Annotated in this window: 9 protein-coding genes; 4 read left to right on the top strand and 5 right to left on the bottom strand. The window is 68.0% G+C overall.

The genetic code is table 11. The annotated features are described in order from the left end of the window. Positions 1-7 precede the first annotated feature (7 nt). From J2S53_RS22130 to J2S53_RS22145, 4 genes are all read left to right on the top strand, one after another. Positions 8-2779 (top strand): hypothetical protein, encoded by a 2772-nt coding sequence (locus tag J2S53_RS22130; RefSeq protein ID WP_456242608.1) that lies wholly within the window; start codon positions 8-10, stop codon positions 2777-2779. A 168-nt stretch (positions 2780-2947) separates the two neighbouring features. Further along, positions 2948-7939 carry an NAD-glutamate dehydrogenase gene (locus J2S53_RS22135; protein ID WP_456242609.1) on the top strand — a complete coding sequence of 1664 codons (4992 nt, stop codon included), beginning with the start codon at positions 2948-2950 and terminating at the stop codon, positions 7937-7939. Positions 7940-8129: 190 nt separating this feature from the next. Next, entirely contained in the window at positions 8130-8570 is a 441-nt protein-coding gene (locus J2S53_RS22140) for an acyl-CoA thioesterase (protein ID WP_092975680.1), read from the top strand. Beyond that, a complete protein-coding gene (locus J2S53_RS22145; protein ID WP_092975677.1) occupies positions 8563-9204 on the top strand; it encodes a hypothetical protein in 642 nt (213 codons plus the stop codon). Before J2S53_RS22140 ends, J2S53_RS22145 begins: the two co-directional genes overlap by 8 nt. A 64-nt stretch (positions 9205-9268) precedes the next feature. On the opposite strand, the gene J2S53_RS22150 is transcribed toward J2S53_RS22145, so the two are convergent. From J2S53_RS22150 to J2S53_RS22170, 5 genes are all read right to left on the bottom strand, one after another. After that, positions 9269-10498, bottom strand: coding sequence for an alpha-amylase family glycosyl hydrolase (locus tag J2S53_RS22150; protein ID WP_456242610.1), 1230 nt, complete (start codon positions 10496-10498; stop codon positions 9269-9271). A 234-nt stretch (positions 10499-10732) separates the two neighbouring features. Further along, complete coding sequence (locus tag J2S53_RS22155; RefSeq protein WP_456242611.1) at positions 10733-12031, bottom strand: alpha-amylase family glycosyl hydrolase; 1299 nt, start codon at positions 12029-12031, stop codon at positions 10733-10735. 389 nt (positions 12032-12420) lie between these two features. Beyond that, on the bottom strand, positions 12421-12804 hold the full coding sequence (locus J2S53_RS22160; RefSeq protein WP_092923663.1) for a globin: 384 nt from the start codon (positions 12802-12804) through the stop codon (positions 12421-12423). Between the two features lie 25 nt (positions 12805-12829). Beyond that, the gene (locus tag J2S53_RS22165; protein WP_456242612.1) at positions 12830-13810 is read right to left on the bottom strand and encodes a mechanosensitive ion channel family protein; all 981 of its coding nucleotides are present in this window, start codon (positions 13808-13810) and stop codon (positions 12830-12832) included. Positions 13811-14019: 209 nt separating this feature from the next. Further along, positions 14020-16137 carry a prolyl oligopeptidase family serine peptidase gene (locus J2S53_RS22170; RefSeq protein ID WP_456242613.1) on the bottom strand — a complete coding sequence of 706 codons (2118 nt, stop codon included), beginning with the start codon at positions 16135-16137 and terminating at the stop codon, positions 14020-14022. Positions 16138-16253: the final 116 nt, after the last annotated feature.

The raw sequence follows: 16253 nt of genomic DNA on the forward strand, positions 1-16253 counted from the left end.
AGTCGACTTGGCGAGGGAGCGCGGTTCGCGGATAAGCAGCCCCGGCCACGAACTTCTGGAATCCGCTCGGCAGTTGCGCTGGCGGGTTCCGGAGCTGGCACTGTTGTTCGCCAACCGCGCGACTGCCGCTGCCCGCCAGGCCGGGGACACCGAGCAGCGACTCCGGGCGGAGGCGATCGCGCTTTTCGCCGAGAACCGCTTGGGGCGTTCGGTCACCGCCACCGAACGCGCGCTCGGAGCCTTTCGGGACGCCGAGCGCGCGGGCTCGGCGGAACCGCTCGGCGATCTGCGGGTCGAACTGGCTTGCTGCGCCCGTGGCAGCGGCAGTCCCGATGTCGCGCTGCGTGTGCTGCATCCGTTGCTGGAGCTGGAGCGTGTTCCGGCGCGGCTGCGCGCGCACGCGCTGGTCGAGCTGTGTGGTGCGCTGCCGATGCACCGTCGCGCGGCGGAGCGTGTCGAGGCGCTGGACGAGGCCGACCGGCTCTACGCCGCCGAGTCGACCGAGGACCAGGACACCACGCGGTTGCTCCGTGCCAGGGTGGCGGGTGCGCGGGCGGCTCACTATCGCGGTAACGGTGAGTTCGCGCTCGCGATCGAGTCCGCCACGGCGGGCCTCGACTTCCTGGAACGTCTCGGTGACCCGGCCGCCGACAGTGGAGAGGTCCGTGCCGGGCTGGTGCTCGAACAGGCGCAGTCGCTGCTGGATCTGGGTAAGCATGCCGAGGCGTTGCGGTGTGCGTCCGAGATCGTGCGGCAGCCGCTCCGGGCCGCCGCCGCGGCCCCGGTCGGTTGGCTGCGACTCGCGGTGGCGACCAGGGTGTACGTGCCCTCGGGGCAGCATTCGGCCGCGTTCGAGTCGTTGCGAGAGGCCCTCGACGGTGGGCGCAGGCACGAGCTGTTCGATCTGCAGGCCGCGGTACTGAACACGTTGTCCGCGTTGCACGAGAAGGCCTCCGACCTTCCCGAGGCGTTGCGCTGCGTTCGCGATGCCTACTCGGCCGACCATCACTGGCGCAGAACCGTCGAACGGGCCAGGCTGCGCCTGCTGGAGGAGTTCCCGGTACCGAACTCCGCGATCCCGCGGCAGCAGTCCGAACACGGTGGGCAGGATTACGACCCGCACGGTCACACCGTCGAACATCCGCCACGGGGTCCGTTGAGTCCCACGGCGGGCGACACGGCGCCCGTGACGGAGGACCCGGACACCCGGCAGCAGGCTCGGCGGTTGATGAACACCCTGCTGTCGGGTGGGGCACCGAGTACCCGGGACTCCGCGACCGTGCCGCACCAGCACGAGGGCACCGACATCGGTGATCGCCGTTCTTCCGGCGAGGGGGACGACACTGTCGCGCACCGTTCCGATGTCGCCCTCGGCGAGGTCGTCACGGCGAGTGGAACCGTTCCGGGCAGGCGGCATCGGGCGCCGGACGGAGCCGAGGAGCACGGCGCAACCGATCCGCATCCGCACACCCCTGCCGGGTCTGTTGCGCCTGTCGACACCGGTACCTCGGCCGATCCCGTACCGCCGGGTGTGTTCGACCCATCGGGAGCGGCGAGCGACACCGCCCGGCAGGGCGAGCCGGATGCTCACCGCCCACCCCGTGACCACGGCGGTCGGGAGGACATCGACTTTCCCGCCGAGAACCCGACTGAGACCGGGTTCGACAGGACCGCCACGGAGTCGGGCACCGGTCCTGGGATCGGCTCGGGAAGCGGTTTCCCGTCGTCCTCCCGCGACGAGGACGTGACCGCGATAATGCCGGTCGTGCCGAGTTTTCCGGACTCGGAGCTCCGAGGGGAGGAGGTCGGTGAGCACGCGGTCGGGAACGAGGCTTGGCCCGTGTCCGACCCGCAACCGGGTGGCACGACCGAATCGGTCGAGCCCCACCGTCCCCGTGCCGCTGATTCCTCGTCGGGCCCCGGATCCGAGCCGCTTCAGGAGCACGCCACGACCGGTCCCTCCGAGTCAGCCCCGCCCGAGTCAGCCCCGCCCGAGTCAGGCACCACAGGGGGCAGGCGACGAGCGGAACCGACCGAAACCGAGGAACCACCGACGCGGCGGTCGCACGGCCGTTCGCTGGACGAGATCCGGGCCGCGCTCGAAGCGGAGGGCAGGGGCACGCCCCGCCAGCGTCGGAGTCGTTCCGCGGGCACCGCCGAAGTCACCGGGGAGGCCGGGAACGGCCCGGAGTCCGCGACCACCGCCCGATCCGGAGGACGCCGTCGCCGTGCGGAACCACCGGAACCGGCCGCGTCCGGGGAACCGGCCGAATCGACGGCACCGGCTGGCAGCGGCGGCTCGGAAACTCCCCCCGAGCGGGGCGATAATTCAGAGGAAACCTCGCGGGATACGAGTTCCCACCCCCCGGTCCCGGAGCATCTGCTTGAGCAGAGCAGAGAGTTGATCAGGGACTTCTCCGGGATGGACGTTTCCGACAGCGCCGAGTCCGGTGCGGGGCAGGAGGGACTGGCCGATCTGCTCGCGGAAGCGCTGGTGGCCTACCGCAACGGCAACCGGGCCGACGACACCGCCAGTGCCGGGCAGTCCGCCACGGCGAGGGCACCGCAGACCCCGCCCGAGGCTCCGGAGCCCCCTTCCGGAGCGAATTCCACGGCCGCGCGACGCTCTCGGCGTTCCGGTGATCCCGAGATGCGTGTCGAGGACGAGCCGACGGCCCGCACGGGAACGGATGACACCGCGTTCCGAGGACGTAGACGACACGCGGCGGGAGAGACCGAGCCCGGCGAGTCGTACAGCTGGACTCCTCGGATCCGTTGATCGAGCTCGTCCGTCGTGCTCGCGTGTGGTGATTTCGACGCGAACTGGGTGAGCCCCGAAATCCGGTTCCACTTGATCTGTTCAGCCCGTCACCGATCACGCCGCCGAGCACTCTAGGGTGGTCTTGTTGGCACAACGAGGTGCCGCTAGTTGTGGAGCTGCGTGACGATGACCTCTGAATCCGGACAGTTGAGTACCGAGCACACCGTGCCGAACGGAGAGCGGACACCGCGGACGTCCGACCCGGGTGCGGTAGGTCCCGAGTATCTGACGAGCCTGGTGGAGCGAGCCGTGCGAACGGCCCCGGAACTGGCCCACCTGCTACGTACTTACTACCGCCACGTCCCGGCCGAGGAAGTCGTGAGCGAGGAGCCGGACGATCTCGCCGGTGCGCTGCGCTCGCACTACGAGCTGGCCGCGCACCGTGCGCCCGGCCGTGCCATGGTGCGCATATTCAACCCGACCCGCGCCGTCGAGGGCTGGTACAGCCCCGCCTCGGTGGTCCAGCTGGTCACCGACGACATGCCCTACCTGGTCGATTCGGTGATCGCCGAGTTGTCGCGCGCCGGTGCGCAGGTGCAACGCGTGGTTCATCCCATCGTGGTGGTGCGCAGGGACGTCGCCGGTGAACTGCGTGAGGTGTTGCCCGGAGCGGACCCCTCGAACCCGCCCGAGGACGCCCTGGCCGAGTCGTGGATGTTCCTCGAGATCGACAGACTGGCCGACCCGGATCGGATAACCGAGCTGGAGAACGGCCTGTTGCGGGTGTTGACCGACGTGCGTGAGGTCGTCGAGGACACCGACCGCATGGACGAGACCGCCCGCCGGCTCGCGGACTCGCTGGAACGGGACGGTTCCCAACCCGCCGTGGAGCAGGCCACCGATGCCGCCGCCCTGCTGCGTTGGCTGGCCGAAGGGCATTTCACCTTCCTGGGGTACCGCCACGACGAGGTGGTGCGCGACGAGGACTCCGGCGGGCCGACACTGCGACCGGTGCTCGCCTCCGGTCTCGGTGTGCTGCGATCCGACAACGGCGTCGCCAGGACGCTGTCCACCGGTCCGGACATACTCGTCGAGTCCCCGGACGACGAGTTGCTGGTGCTGACCCAGGCGAACGCGAATTCCCCCGTGCATCGCGCGGGGCATCCGTTCTACGTGGGGGTCAAAACCTTCGGCTCCGATGGCGGGATGTCCGGTGAGCACCGCTTCATCGGTCTGTTCACCACCACCGCCCTGCACGAGAACGTGCTGGAAATACCGGTTATAGCCCGCCGGGCCCGTGAAGTGATCCATCGTGCGGGTTTTCCGTTGGAGTCCTACTCCGGGCAGCGCATGCTCGAGGAGATCCAGAGTTATCCGCGTACCGAGTTGTTCGCCACCGGCTCCGACAGACTGCTGGAGATCATCACCGGGGTGCTCGCCCTCGCGGAACGCCGCAAGCTCAAGCCCTTCCTGCGGCGCGACCCCTACGGTCGGTTCTTCTCGTGCCTGGTTTACCTGCCGCGTGACCGATACACGACCCGCTCCCGACTGGCGATGCAGGAAGTGCTGCTGGCGGAGCTGGGAGGAACGGGGCTGGAGTACAGCACCCGGGTGGGTGAGTCCGCGCTGGCCCGAGTGCATTTCGTGGTGCACACCGAACCGGGAAGCAGGCTCGACCCCGATGTCAATCGGGTGCAGCGTCGGCTCAGCGAAGCCATCCGCACCTGGGACGACGACATGGTCGAACAGGTCGAGTCGGAACGCACGGGGGACCGCACGGACGCGCGTCGGGACGGTCGTCTCGTCTCGTTCGGCTCCGAGGCCATCAGCGAGGTCGGGCTGCGCTACGCGGCGGCCTTCCCCGAGGCGTACAAGGAGGACTTCGAGGCCTCCGACGGTCTGGTCGATCTGCGCAGGCTGGAGACGCTCTCCAGTCCCGGTGACCTCGCGATGTCGTTCTACACGCCACGTGACGCCGGGCCGGGCGACCGTCGTTTCAAGATGTTCCTCACCGAGCGGGTGACGTTGTCCAGGGTGCTTCCGGTGCTGCAGAGCATGGGGGTGGAGGTCGTCGACGAACGGCCCTACGAGATCTCCCCGGATGACGACACCGTCCGCTGGATCTTCGACTTCGGACTGCGTCCCGGGCGGGGGGTGTTCGATCCGTCCGACGGCGAACGGATCGACACACTCCAGGAGCGGTTCGAGGAGGCCTTCCGTGCCGCCTGGCAGAACGACGCCGAGGTCGACAGGTTCAACTCACTGGTGCTGCGGGCCGGGCTCACCTGGCGGCAGACCGCGGTGCTGCGTGCCTACGCCAAGTATCTGCGACAGGTCGGAGTGGCCTACAGCCAGGACTACATCGAGGACGCACTGATCACGCACGAGTCGATCACCGTGCGGCTGATCAGGCTGTTCGAGACGCGCTTCGATCCGGGTATCGCGGAGACGCTGCGGTTCTCCAGGGAACGGGAACTGGTCGACGCCGCCGAACGAGCCGTCGACGAGGTCACCAGCCTGGACGCCGATCGCATCCTGCGTGCCTACCTCGGACTGATCCGGGCCACGCTGCGCACCAACTACTTCGTCGAGGTCGAACGGTCTCGGTCCCGTTCCTTCCTCTCGTTCAAACTGGAACCGCAGGAGATTTCCGGCCTGCCCGAGCCGCGGCCGCAGTACGAGATCTTCGTGTATTCCCCCCGCTTCGAAGGAGTGCACCTCAGGTTCGGCTCGGTGGCGCGTGGTGGACTTCGTTGGTCCGACCGTCGCGAGGACTTCCGCACCGAGATCCTGGGACTGGCCAAGGCGCAGGCGGTCAAGAACGCGGTGATCGTGCCGGTGGGGGCGAAGGGCGGGTTCGTCCTGAAGCGCCAGCCCGCATCGACCGGAGACCCCGCGGCCGACCGGGAAGCGGTCCGTGCTGAGGGGGTCGCGTGCTACCGCATGTTCATCTCCGGCATGCTCGATCTGACCGACAACCTGGTCAACGGGCAGGTGGTCGGCCCGAACCGCGTGGTCCGACACGACGCCGAGGACACCTACCTGGTGGTCGCGGCCGACAAGGGGACCGCGACGTTCTCCGACATCGCCAACGAGGTCGCCGATTCCTACGGCTTCTGGTTGGGCGACGCCTTCGCCTCCGGCGGCTCGGTCGGTTACGACCACAAGGCCATGGGCATCACGGCCAAGGGGGCCTGGGAGAGCGTCAAACGGCATTTCCGTGAACTCGGCACCGACACGCAGCGCGAGGAGTTCAGCGTCGTCGGAGTCGGCGACATGGGGGGTGACGTTTTCGGCAACGGGATGCTGCTTTCCGAGCACATTCGCTTGGTGGCCGCATTCAACCACATGCACGTCTTCATCGACCCGACTCCGGACCCCGCCGCATCGTTCGCCGAGCGCTCCCGACTGTTCGCCATGTCACGCTCCACATGGGACGATTACGATCGCGACGTGATCAGCGAGGGCGGCGGTGTCTGGCCGCGTTCCGCCAAGTCGATCCCGCTCAACCCCCAGATCCGCGCCGTGCTCGGCATCGACGACGACGTCGCCCGGTTGGCGCCTGCCGAACTGATCAAAGCGATCCTGCGGGCGCCCGTGGACCTGCTCTGGAACGGTGGCATCGGTACCTACGTCAAGGCCAGCACCGAGACCCACGGCGAGGTGGGGGACAAGGCCAACGATCCGGTGCGGGTGGACGGTGCCGACCTGCGGGCCCGCGTGGTCGGTGAGGGCGGCAACCTCGGGATGACCCAACTCGGGCGTATCGAGTTCGCCCGCAACGGTGGCAAGGTCAATACCGACGCGCTGGACAACTCGGCGGGTGTCGACTGCTCGGACCACGAGGTCAACATCAAGGTGCTGCTGGACCAGCTGGTCGCCGACGGGCGGCTGGATCGGGACCAGCGCAACCAGTTGTTGCGGGAGATGACCGAGGAGGTCTCCGAGCTGGTGCTGGCGGACAACTATCGCCAGAACGCCGTGCTCGGCACTTCCCGCTCGCACGCGGCGTCGATGCTGTCGGTGCATGCCAGGCAGGTCGCCGAACTGGAGAAGCGCACCGGACTGGACCGTGAACTGGAGGCGTTGCCGACCCCGGCGCAGTTCCGGGAGCTCGAGAAGGCAGACGACGGCCTCACCTCGCCGGAGCTGGCGACTCTGATGGGGCACGTCAAACTCGCACTGAAGCAGGACGTGCTGGCCAGCGACCTGCCCGACACGGAAGCCTTCGCCTCGCGGCTGCCCGAGTACTTCCCGCGTCCGTTGCGCGGGCAGTACGGCCAGGCGGTGCGCCAGCACCCGCTGCACCGCGAGATCACCACGACCCTGCTGGTCAACGAAGTGGTCGACGGTGCGGGCATCTCCTACGCGTACCGCCTGTCGGAGGAGATGAGCGCCCACACCACCGACGCGGTACGTGCCTTCGAAGTGGTGACCGGCGTTTACGATCTCCCCGCGCTGTGGGAGGAGATCGAACAGCTGCACGGCACGGTTCCCATCGATGTCGTCGACTCCATGGTTCTGGAGACCCGTCGCCTGCTGGACCGGGCCTCCAGGTGGCTGCTCTCCAACCGTCCGCAGCCGTTGGCCATCGGCGCCGAGATACATCGCTTCCGTCCCGTGGTGACCCGGTTGGCCGAGTCGGTGTGGGAGATGCTGCACGGGCGGGCCGCGGCCAACGCCGCGACCGAGACCGACCGGCTCGTGAATCGGGGCGTGCCGAAGCGGACCGCACGGCGTGTCAGCACCTTGCTGGACACGTTCGCACTGCTGGACATTACCGAGATAGCGGAGTTGGCGGAGCGGGACGCGGGCATCGTGGCCGAACGCAGTCCCCGCGAGAGCGCGGAGCTCTACTACGCGCTGTGGGAGTACCTCGACATGGAGCGGATGCTGGTGTCGGTCGCCGAGCTGGAGCGTGGCAACCGGTGGCACGCGCTGGCGCGGCTGGCGCTGCGTGACGACCTGTACGCCTCGCTGCGCGCCATCGCGGTGGATGTGCTGCGTAGCAGCGATCCGGAGGAGCATCCCGAGAACAAGATCGCCCAGTGGGAGTCGGCCAACGCCTCCCGTATCGGACGCGCCAGGGCCTCGTTGGAGGAGATCAGGCATTCGGGGCGTCAGGACCTGGCGACGCTGTCCGTGGCGGCCAGGCAGCTGCGCAGCATGGTGCGTTGAGGGCTTTCCCTCGGGTCGGTTCGTTCACCCGCCGACCGGCCCGAGGGGGCTCCCACTCTGCACGGCAGGCGGTGGGCCGTTCGCCGGATCCGGTTCCGTACCGTGGCCGCGTACGGTGTAACCGGGGGACCCGGCAGCGCGGTCGTTGTCCGGCCCCTGTTGTTCGGCTGTGCGTTAAGGAAGGCAAAAGGTGGGAGCCTACGTCACCGAAGTGCCCCTGCGGTGGTCCGATATGGACGCTTTCGGGCACGTGAACCATGCCAGAACCGTGACGCTGCTCGAGGAGGCCCGTGCGGGGCTGCTCTTCAACGAAGCGGAACGGCGGGGCCACGGCGGCATGGCGGAGGGAATGGTGGTGGCCCGGTTATCGGTCGACTACCGCTCTCCGGTGGAGTACCGCATGGGAGCCGTGCAGGTGCGCATGTCGGTGCGCGAGTTGCGCACGGCCTCGTTCGTGGTCGACTACGCTGTCGCCGCGGGTGGTGACGATTCGGTGGCCACTGCCGAGACCATGATGGTTCCCTACGATCTGCGAGCCGGACGTCCGCGTCGCCTCACCGAGGGTGAGCGTTCGTTCCTCGCGGAGTGGGTACTCGATCCGCTCGTGAACGAGGAGCAGCGAATTGCCTGAACTGCGAATGCCCGGTTCGGTCGAACGTGACGACCTGAGCGCGTTCGTGGCCCGTGCCGTGCGGCTGGACGGTCAGGCGGTCGTGCGGTTGCGGAACAGGTCCGACGCCGAACGGATCGACGTCTGGTCGGCCACCCCGTTCGACGCGCTGTGCACTCGTTCGGTGGGTGGTGAGGTCGAACCCGCCGACGTGAGCGTCTCGGGCAACGAGTTGTTGGCCGCGTTGACGGTTTCCAACGGGCCGGTGATGGATCCCGGTCCGGAGCGGGACCTGCTGTGGCGCTCCGAGCTGCCTCCTCCGGAGGGGTGGCGGCACGTGGACGACCTGCCGGCCAGGGTGGTCGGCGAGGTCGCCGAGCAGGGGGTCGGTGTCGCCAGGCAGAACGTTGGGCCGAAGGGCACTCCGCCCGCTTCGCTGATGGACCAGGAAGTGTTCACCGTCAGCGGTTCGGGGTTGCAGGTCAAAGTTCCGTTGCGCTGCTTGTTCGTGCTGACCGGGATGGGTTTTCTGGCCAGTGATCCTCCGGAGGAGGAGATCGTACGAGTCAGCGCCACCGAGACGTGGCTTCGCATCGACTCCCGGTTCGGGGCCGTGGTTCGACGGCGGTACGCCCTGCTGCCCTTGCTGACCTGATCGAAGTCTTCGGCCGGGTTGCCGGTTTGCCGGATTGTGCGCTCGACGGAACCTCCCGGCCGACTCAGGTCAGCCACACCGCCGTGTTCGGCGGGATGCGTTCGCCCTCCAACGATCCGCTGCACAGCACGACCGTGCCAGGCGGTTTCGGCACGCTCGTGCCGGAAGCGTTCAGCGCGCAGGTCAGGCCGGCACGGTCGCAGCGAAACGCCAGACAGCCGTGCGGCGCGCCGTACCAGCGCACCGTGGTGCGGTGCGCGATCTCGTGACGGCGTCGCAGCTCCATCGCGTTGCGGTGCAGCGACAGCGTCGACAACGGGTCCTCCAACTGCGCCTCCACGGTGCTGGCGGCCCAGCTGGGTGGGGTGGGCCACCAGTTGCCGGGCGCGGCGGAGAAACCGAACGGCGGTTGTGTCCCCTCCCAGGGGATCGGGCCGCGGGCGGGGTGGCTGCTCGTGCGGTCCGGCTTCTCGGATTCCGGCAGGCCCAGTTCCGTTCCGTTGTCCACTCCGACCGACCCCGGCAGCGCGAACTGGACCAACGCCATCGCCCGTGCGCGTGCCAGGCCGTGCGCACCACCCCCGAACCGGGTGGTCGGGCGCGGGTTCTCCCATGTGGACAGCGTCCATACCGGTGTTCCCGCGTTGTTGTCCGAGTCCGTCAGCACGGTGTCCACGATCCGGCGTATCTCGGTGGCGTCGAACTGGGTCAGGCTGAATCGCAGGTCCACGCCGAGGTCCAGCTCCACGAGATCGCCGAGTCCGGTGCGCCAGCCGTCGACCAGGCCGCCGAGCATGACCGATTCCCGTTCGTCGAACACCGAGCGGATCATTCGCACGATCCGGTGCGTGGACTCGTCGACCGGGCCGGTGATGCCCGGTAGTGCGGCGACACGGAACCCGTCGACGCCGTGCCCGCTCCAGAACCGCAGCGATTCCGCCAGTTCCCGTTGGTTTTCGCTGTGAACGATCTCCGTGCCGTCCACGGCGAGGTCCAACGTCACCCGCATCCCCGCCGCGTGTGCTTCGGCCAGCAGCGTTTCCAACGAGCTCAGGGTGCCTACCAACGGATCCACGTCCCGCCCTTGCCCGGGGCGCCCCACGGGTGAAGCCAGCACACCGGTCAACCAGATGGCGTCGATACCGATCAGTTCCAAGTACCCGAGTCTGTCCCGAACACCCTCCAGATCACCGACCCCGTCGGCATCGGAGTCGCTGAACGCCCGGACATCGATACGGTAAAAGATTCGGTCTTCCCACCAGCCACGCCCCGCCGTCGAGTCTTCGCGGCTCAATTCGCTCAAGCCCACGGTGGCCCATCCTGTCACTGAGTTTCCCCGTCGCAGCGATGTCGACGGGACCACGATCGAGTGGATCTTGAAATCTCGTCGGATCGAACGAGGCGTCTAGCCGTTGTCCGTCGTCCACGCACCACGGTTTCCCCGCGCCACACTTCCGGCGTGACCGGAACCGGTGCCCCCGAAACCAGCGGTCCCGAGACCGGTCGTCGATAACGCGGGCGAACCCGGTCAGTTCGCGGTCAGCCACACCGCCGAGTTCGGCGGTAGCTGCCCGTCCACCAGCGGAGTGCTGGAAAGGAGGAGCTCTCCCGGGGGGAGTGGCACCCGTTGCTCCGAGGTGTTCAGCGCGCAGATCACTCCGCCCACGCCCCGTCGGAACGCCAGGCAACCGCTCGGGGCTCCGTACCATTCCACGGTGTCCTCGTCGAAGAGCCCCGCGGTGCCGGAGCTCTCGCCGACACCGGCTTCCGCGGGAGCGGTGCGTTTCAGTTCCAGTTCCTGACGGTACAGCGACAGGGTGGAATCCGCGCTTTCCAACTGTGCCTCGACCGTGAGCTCCCGCCAGTCGGCCGGTACCGGTAGACAGGAGGTCGGGTTCGCACTGAAGCCGTACGGTGGTTCGTTGCCCTCCCACGGCATCGGCACCCGCGCACCGACGAGTTCGCCGGGGCGTTTCTCGGCGTCGGAGTCGATGACCTCGGGCAGCCCGAGCTCCTCACCGCTGTCGATGCACACGACTCCGGGCAGCGCCAGCGTCACCAGTGACATCGCCTGCGCACGCGCACGACCGAGTTCACCACCGCCGTACCGGGTGACCTGTCGCGGGGTGCTCCGGCCGGAAACCATCCAGCCGGGGCGCGTTCCGAACTCCCGGCAGGCGGCCAGTTCCTTGCTGATCGCCTCCCGGATCTCACCCGCCTCGAACTCCGCCTCCGCGAGGGAGCGGTTGAAGTCGACGTCCCACACCCCCCGGCTGGACTGTTGTTCCTCCACCAGAGAGCCGATCAGCCTGTCCGACTCCTCCGCCAGCGCCGCCCTGATGGCGCGGGAGGTCTCCGGATCCAGCCCCTCGGCGTCGGGGCCGCCGGCGTACGCACCACGACGGGAGAGGGCGAGGCGGAAACCGTCGACCCCCCGGTCGGTCCAGAACCGCAGCGTGCGGACCAGCTCCTGCTGCGCCCGGGGCTGCCGGAGATCGGAGATGTCCGCACCGATATCGAGGGTCACCCGCAGATCGCAGTCGTGGGCGGCCGTGGTCAGGTGTTCGAACGATTCCAGGATCGCGGCGGCCTGCCGCGGTTCACCGATGTTGGGGCCCACACCGGTCATCGCGACCCCGGTGAGCCACACCGTGTCGATGCCGAGCAGTTCGAGATACCCCAGCCGGTTGCGCAGCCCGTCCAGATCGCCGACACCGTCACCGTCGGAATCCGCGAACAGTCTGACGTCGATCGCGTAGTGCGTCGCGTCCCACCACCAGGGAAGCCGCTCCTGGGCGGGGGCGTCTTGTTCTGTCCAGCGGCGCACAGTGGTCACCCCTTAACTGCGTCCGGCCACCGTAGCCGAGTGTCCGGCGACGAGGCCGATGCGCCCGGACGCCGGCTGCGACGCCGGTCTCCGGTGTCGATGTTGTCGATAACCGTAATACCGCGAACTCTGCCGCGGTGTCGTGCCGGGTATTCCAGCACTCCCACCGCCGCCCGTCGTCGCTGGGGAGATCACCGGAGAACGGCGGTCCGGTGTGGACCTGCCCGAAAGGACCGATCACTTCGAAGCTGAGGCGACCGAGCACGCCTGATCAGGATACGCAGCGAGGTCGTGGGGTGGTGGACGGTCCTGAGCCGACCGGGTGTTCGTCCGGAACAAACGGTGGCGGGTCGACCGCCTCGTGCCGACGCGGAGTCGGAACCACTAGGTCAGAACCACGAGTTGACCATGCTGTGTGCGGCCATCTCGAAGTACTGCCAGAGCCGGTCACGCTGTTGCCGCGTCAGCTCCACCTCGTCCAGGGCGATTCGCATGCAGCGCAGCCAGGCGTCACGCTCGGCGAGTCCGATCTTGAAGGGGGCGTGTCGCATCCGCAGTCGAGGGTGCCCGCGCTGCTCCGAGTAGGTCTGCGGGCCGCCCCAGTACTGCATCAGGAACAGGCGCAGCCGTTGCTCGGCGCCGCTGAGATCCTCCTCCGGGTACAGCGGTCTGAGCAGCTCGTCCTTGGCGACCTCCTCGTAGAAGCGGGCCACGATGGTTCGGAAGGTGGCCTCGCCACCTACCTCGTCGTAGAAGGTTTCCGGAGTGCTCACATGCCCTCCTCGGGAGGCTTCGACGTCACTGCTGTTCGCCTGGCTCCGGCATCAAGCGCCCAGCCGGGTAGGGCGGCTTGATGTCCGCCTCGTCGTAGGCCCGCTTGATCTCGGCGCGGAGCAGGCGCTGCACGGCCCACTGCTGTCCCGGACGCACCTTGGCGGTTAACCGTAGCGTGATCGTATCCGAGGTGATCTGGTTGATACCGAGCATCTCCGGCTTCTCCAGTACGTCCTTGGAGAGCGGTTCCCGCTGTGCAGCCGAGGCCGCGACCGACTGCGCCACCTCCTGCGCGCGCGCCGCGTCACTGCTGTGTGCCACGGGCAGATCCACCACCGCGACCGCGTAGCCCTGACTGGAGTTGCCGACCCGCAGGATCTCGCCGTTGCGCACGTACCAGACGGTACCGTTGATGTCGCGCAGCGTGGTGACTCGCAGTCCCACCGTCTCCACGGTACCGCCGGCCTCACCGAGGTCCACCCAGTCGCCGACCCCGTACTGGTCCTCGATCATCATGAACATGCCGGACAGGAAGTCGCGCACCAGGTTCTGCGCGCCGAATCCCAGCGCGACACCGACGATTCCGGCCGAGGCGATCAACGGTGCCAGATCCACGCCGAACTGTCGCAGTACGTAGAAACCCGCGAACACGAAGACCACGAAGCTGACCACCGACTTCAGCACCGAGCCCAGCGTTCGTGCTCGCTGGCTCCGCTGCTCGGCCAACGTCTCGCCCGATACCGCCTCGCCACGCCGTTCCCGCAGTGGCTGCAGCAGCTTCGGCGCCTCGCCGTTGGTGCGGCTGAGCCTGGTGATGATCCGGTGCAGGATGTAGCGAGTCAAAAACGCCACCACGACGATCAGCAGAATCCGCAGCGGGGTGGCGATCAGCATCTCCGAGTAGTTGGCCAGCCACGAGTTGCTGGTCCAGTCGAAGACGGTCTCGCACCATCGGCTCGAATCGTCCGAGCAGTGGGACTGTGCCAGGGGCAACGTGGTCGTCATGGTTTCGGGGCTCCACGCGGACGTTGGAAACTTCTTCACGGTCGGCGTACGAGTGGGGCCTCCCACACGTGCGCTTCGGCGATCCGACGGGTGGGCCGGTGCGCCCGGTGTCGTCGAGCGGGCCCGGCGTGGTCGAGCGAGCTTCGTGAACGCCCCGCCGTCCACGATGCGAGCGCGGGTGCTCCTGCGAAGCACCCGCCGCTGACCTGCTACTTCCGGATGAGTCCGGTGGCTTCCGCGAGAAACGCGAAATGGTCGGTCGCCATGCCCACACTACGGGAGACCGAACGTGCCGAATGCCCCACCTCCGTCTCGCGCCGGAGCAGTACGGGGCGTTTGTCCGGTGGTGAACTCGTCGCGTGCTGCAGTGCCGCGCACATCTTGCGTGCGTGCATCGGATCGACCCGGCTGTCCGACTCGAACACCGACAGCAGTACCGCCGGGTACTCGGTGGCTTCGCCGATGTTGTGGTACGGCGAGTAGGACAGCAACCATTCGAGCTCCTCGGGATTCTCGGCGCTGCCGTACTCCTCGCTCCACAGTCTGCCGAGCAGGAACTTCTCGTAGCGCACCATGTCCAGCAGCGGCGCCGAGCAGACCACTGCCCGGTACAGCTCGGGGCGTTGCGTCAGCGCCGCTCCCACCAGCAGTCCGCCGTTGGAGCCACCGCTGATGGCCAGCTGGTCCGAGGTGGTCCAGCCCCGCTCGATCAAGTGCTCGGCCGCGGCGTGGAAGTCGTCGAAAACGCGTTGTTTGTTCTCCCGCATGCCCGCTCGGTGCCACTGTTCCCCTTCCTCGGCACCACCGCGCAACGAGGGCAACGCCCACACGCCGCCAGCGGCTACCCACGCCAGCGCGTTGGGGGTGTAGGCGGGTTCCCTGGAGAGTGCGAAACCGCCGTACCCCGTCAGCAGCGTGGGCAGTGGCCCGGGCGGTGGTGTGGCGGGAGCCAGCACGAACATCCGTACCGTGGTGCCGTCCGCCGAGCTGTAACTCAGTTGGGTGCTGGTTATCTCCGGTACGGCCTCCTGGCCGGGGGCGTGTTCCACCGCCTCCGTCTCGTCCGTGGCTACCGAGTACGAGTACACGCACGGTGGAGTGGCGAAATCGGTCCAGCCGAGCCAGATGCGGTCACGTCCGGTCGTGGTCCGGGTGTCCACCGTGTTCACCGTGGTCACCTGGCCGGTGCCGGGCAACGGCACCGCACGACGGAGCTCGCCGGTGCCAGCGTCGTGCAGTGTCAGTTCGGAGACCGCGTGTGCGGTGCGCAACACGGCCAGCCGTGGATCCGACCCCGTGCTGTCGAGCCAACGCGAGGTCTCCAACACCGATTCCGGATCCTCCGGGATCAGCTCCGTCCAGTCGGTCGGGTCCGGACGGTCCGGGTCGGCGACGCAGAGCCTGCCGCGCGGGGCGTCCAGCGTGGTGCGGATGTACATCCACCCGTCCGGTTCCACCCGAGCGCTCGCCCGCACGCCCTGCTCGTCGTCCAACACGCGTCGCAGCTCGGGAACGCGCTCACCGTTTCGCAGGTCCGCTATCCACAGCGAATCACGACGTGCCGTTCCCGGACTACCGTGCACCAGGAGCCAGCTGCCGTCCGGGGACAGGCTCACGGAGTAGAAGTAGGTGTGATGCAGCTGTTCGCCGTGGATCAGCACGTCCTCGTCCGGATCGCTTCCCACCTGGTGCAACCACACCCGGCGGTGGAACTGTCGCTCGTCCTCGGGGACCAGCTCGGGGGCGATCCTGCGGACGTAGTAGAACTCGGCGCCGCCGGGAAGCCAGGCCACCGAGGAGTAGCGGCACCGGTCGATGGGACCTTCCAGCAGTTCGCCCGTGGTCACGTCCAGCACGTGCAGCAGCGACTCCTCGTCCCCGCCGCTCGAGACCTGGTAGGCGAGTCGGTCCCCTTCCGGACTGGGACTCCACCGGTCCAGCGTCGTCAGCCCGGACGGATCGAGCTCGGTCACGTCGAGCAGTTGTCGGACCGTTCCGCTCGGTTCACGCACGAACAGCACCGGGAACTCCTGGTCGCTCTCCCGTCTGGTGAAGAACGAGCGGCCGTTGCGCCACACCGGCGCCGACACCGACCCGGTGCGCAGCAGTGTGCTCAGCCGCTCGGCGATCTCCTCGCGCCGGGGCAGACCGCGCAGCCACGCGTCGGTGAGCCGGTCCTGCTCACGTGACCACGCCTCGCAGGCCGGGTCCGAAGGGTCCTCCAACCAGCGGTAGGGATCGCGCACCTCGAGCCCGTGCGGCGTTTCCACCGTGTCCGTGCGATGCGCGTTCGGATATGACTCCGGCAATGACTGAACCTCGTTCACTCCTCGGACGATACGGGTATCGAAAACGTTCGTCCGTTCACATGACGCGGGCGGTCGGTAGCGTGCCGAATCGATTGGATCCGAATGATCGGAGTGGCCTCGTCGCCACGGATAAC

Source organism: Actinopolyspora lacussalsi (genome assembly GCA_030803735.1).
In the GTDB taxonomy this organism is placed as follows: domain Bacteria; phylum Actinomycetota; class Actinomycetes; order Mycobacteriales; family Pseudonocardiaceae; genus Actinopolyspora; species Actinopolyspora lacussalsi.

Coding starts and splice junctions, on each gene's coding strand:
- J2S53_RS22135 (WP_456242609.1), top strand. CDS start 2,948: ATGACCTCTGAATCCGGACAGTTGAGTACCGAGCACACCGTGCCGAAC.
- J2S53_RS22165 (WP_456242612.1), bottom strand. CDS start 13,810: ATGACGACCACGTTGCCCCTGGCACAGTCCCACTGCTCGGACGATTCG.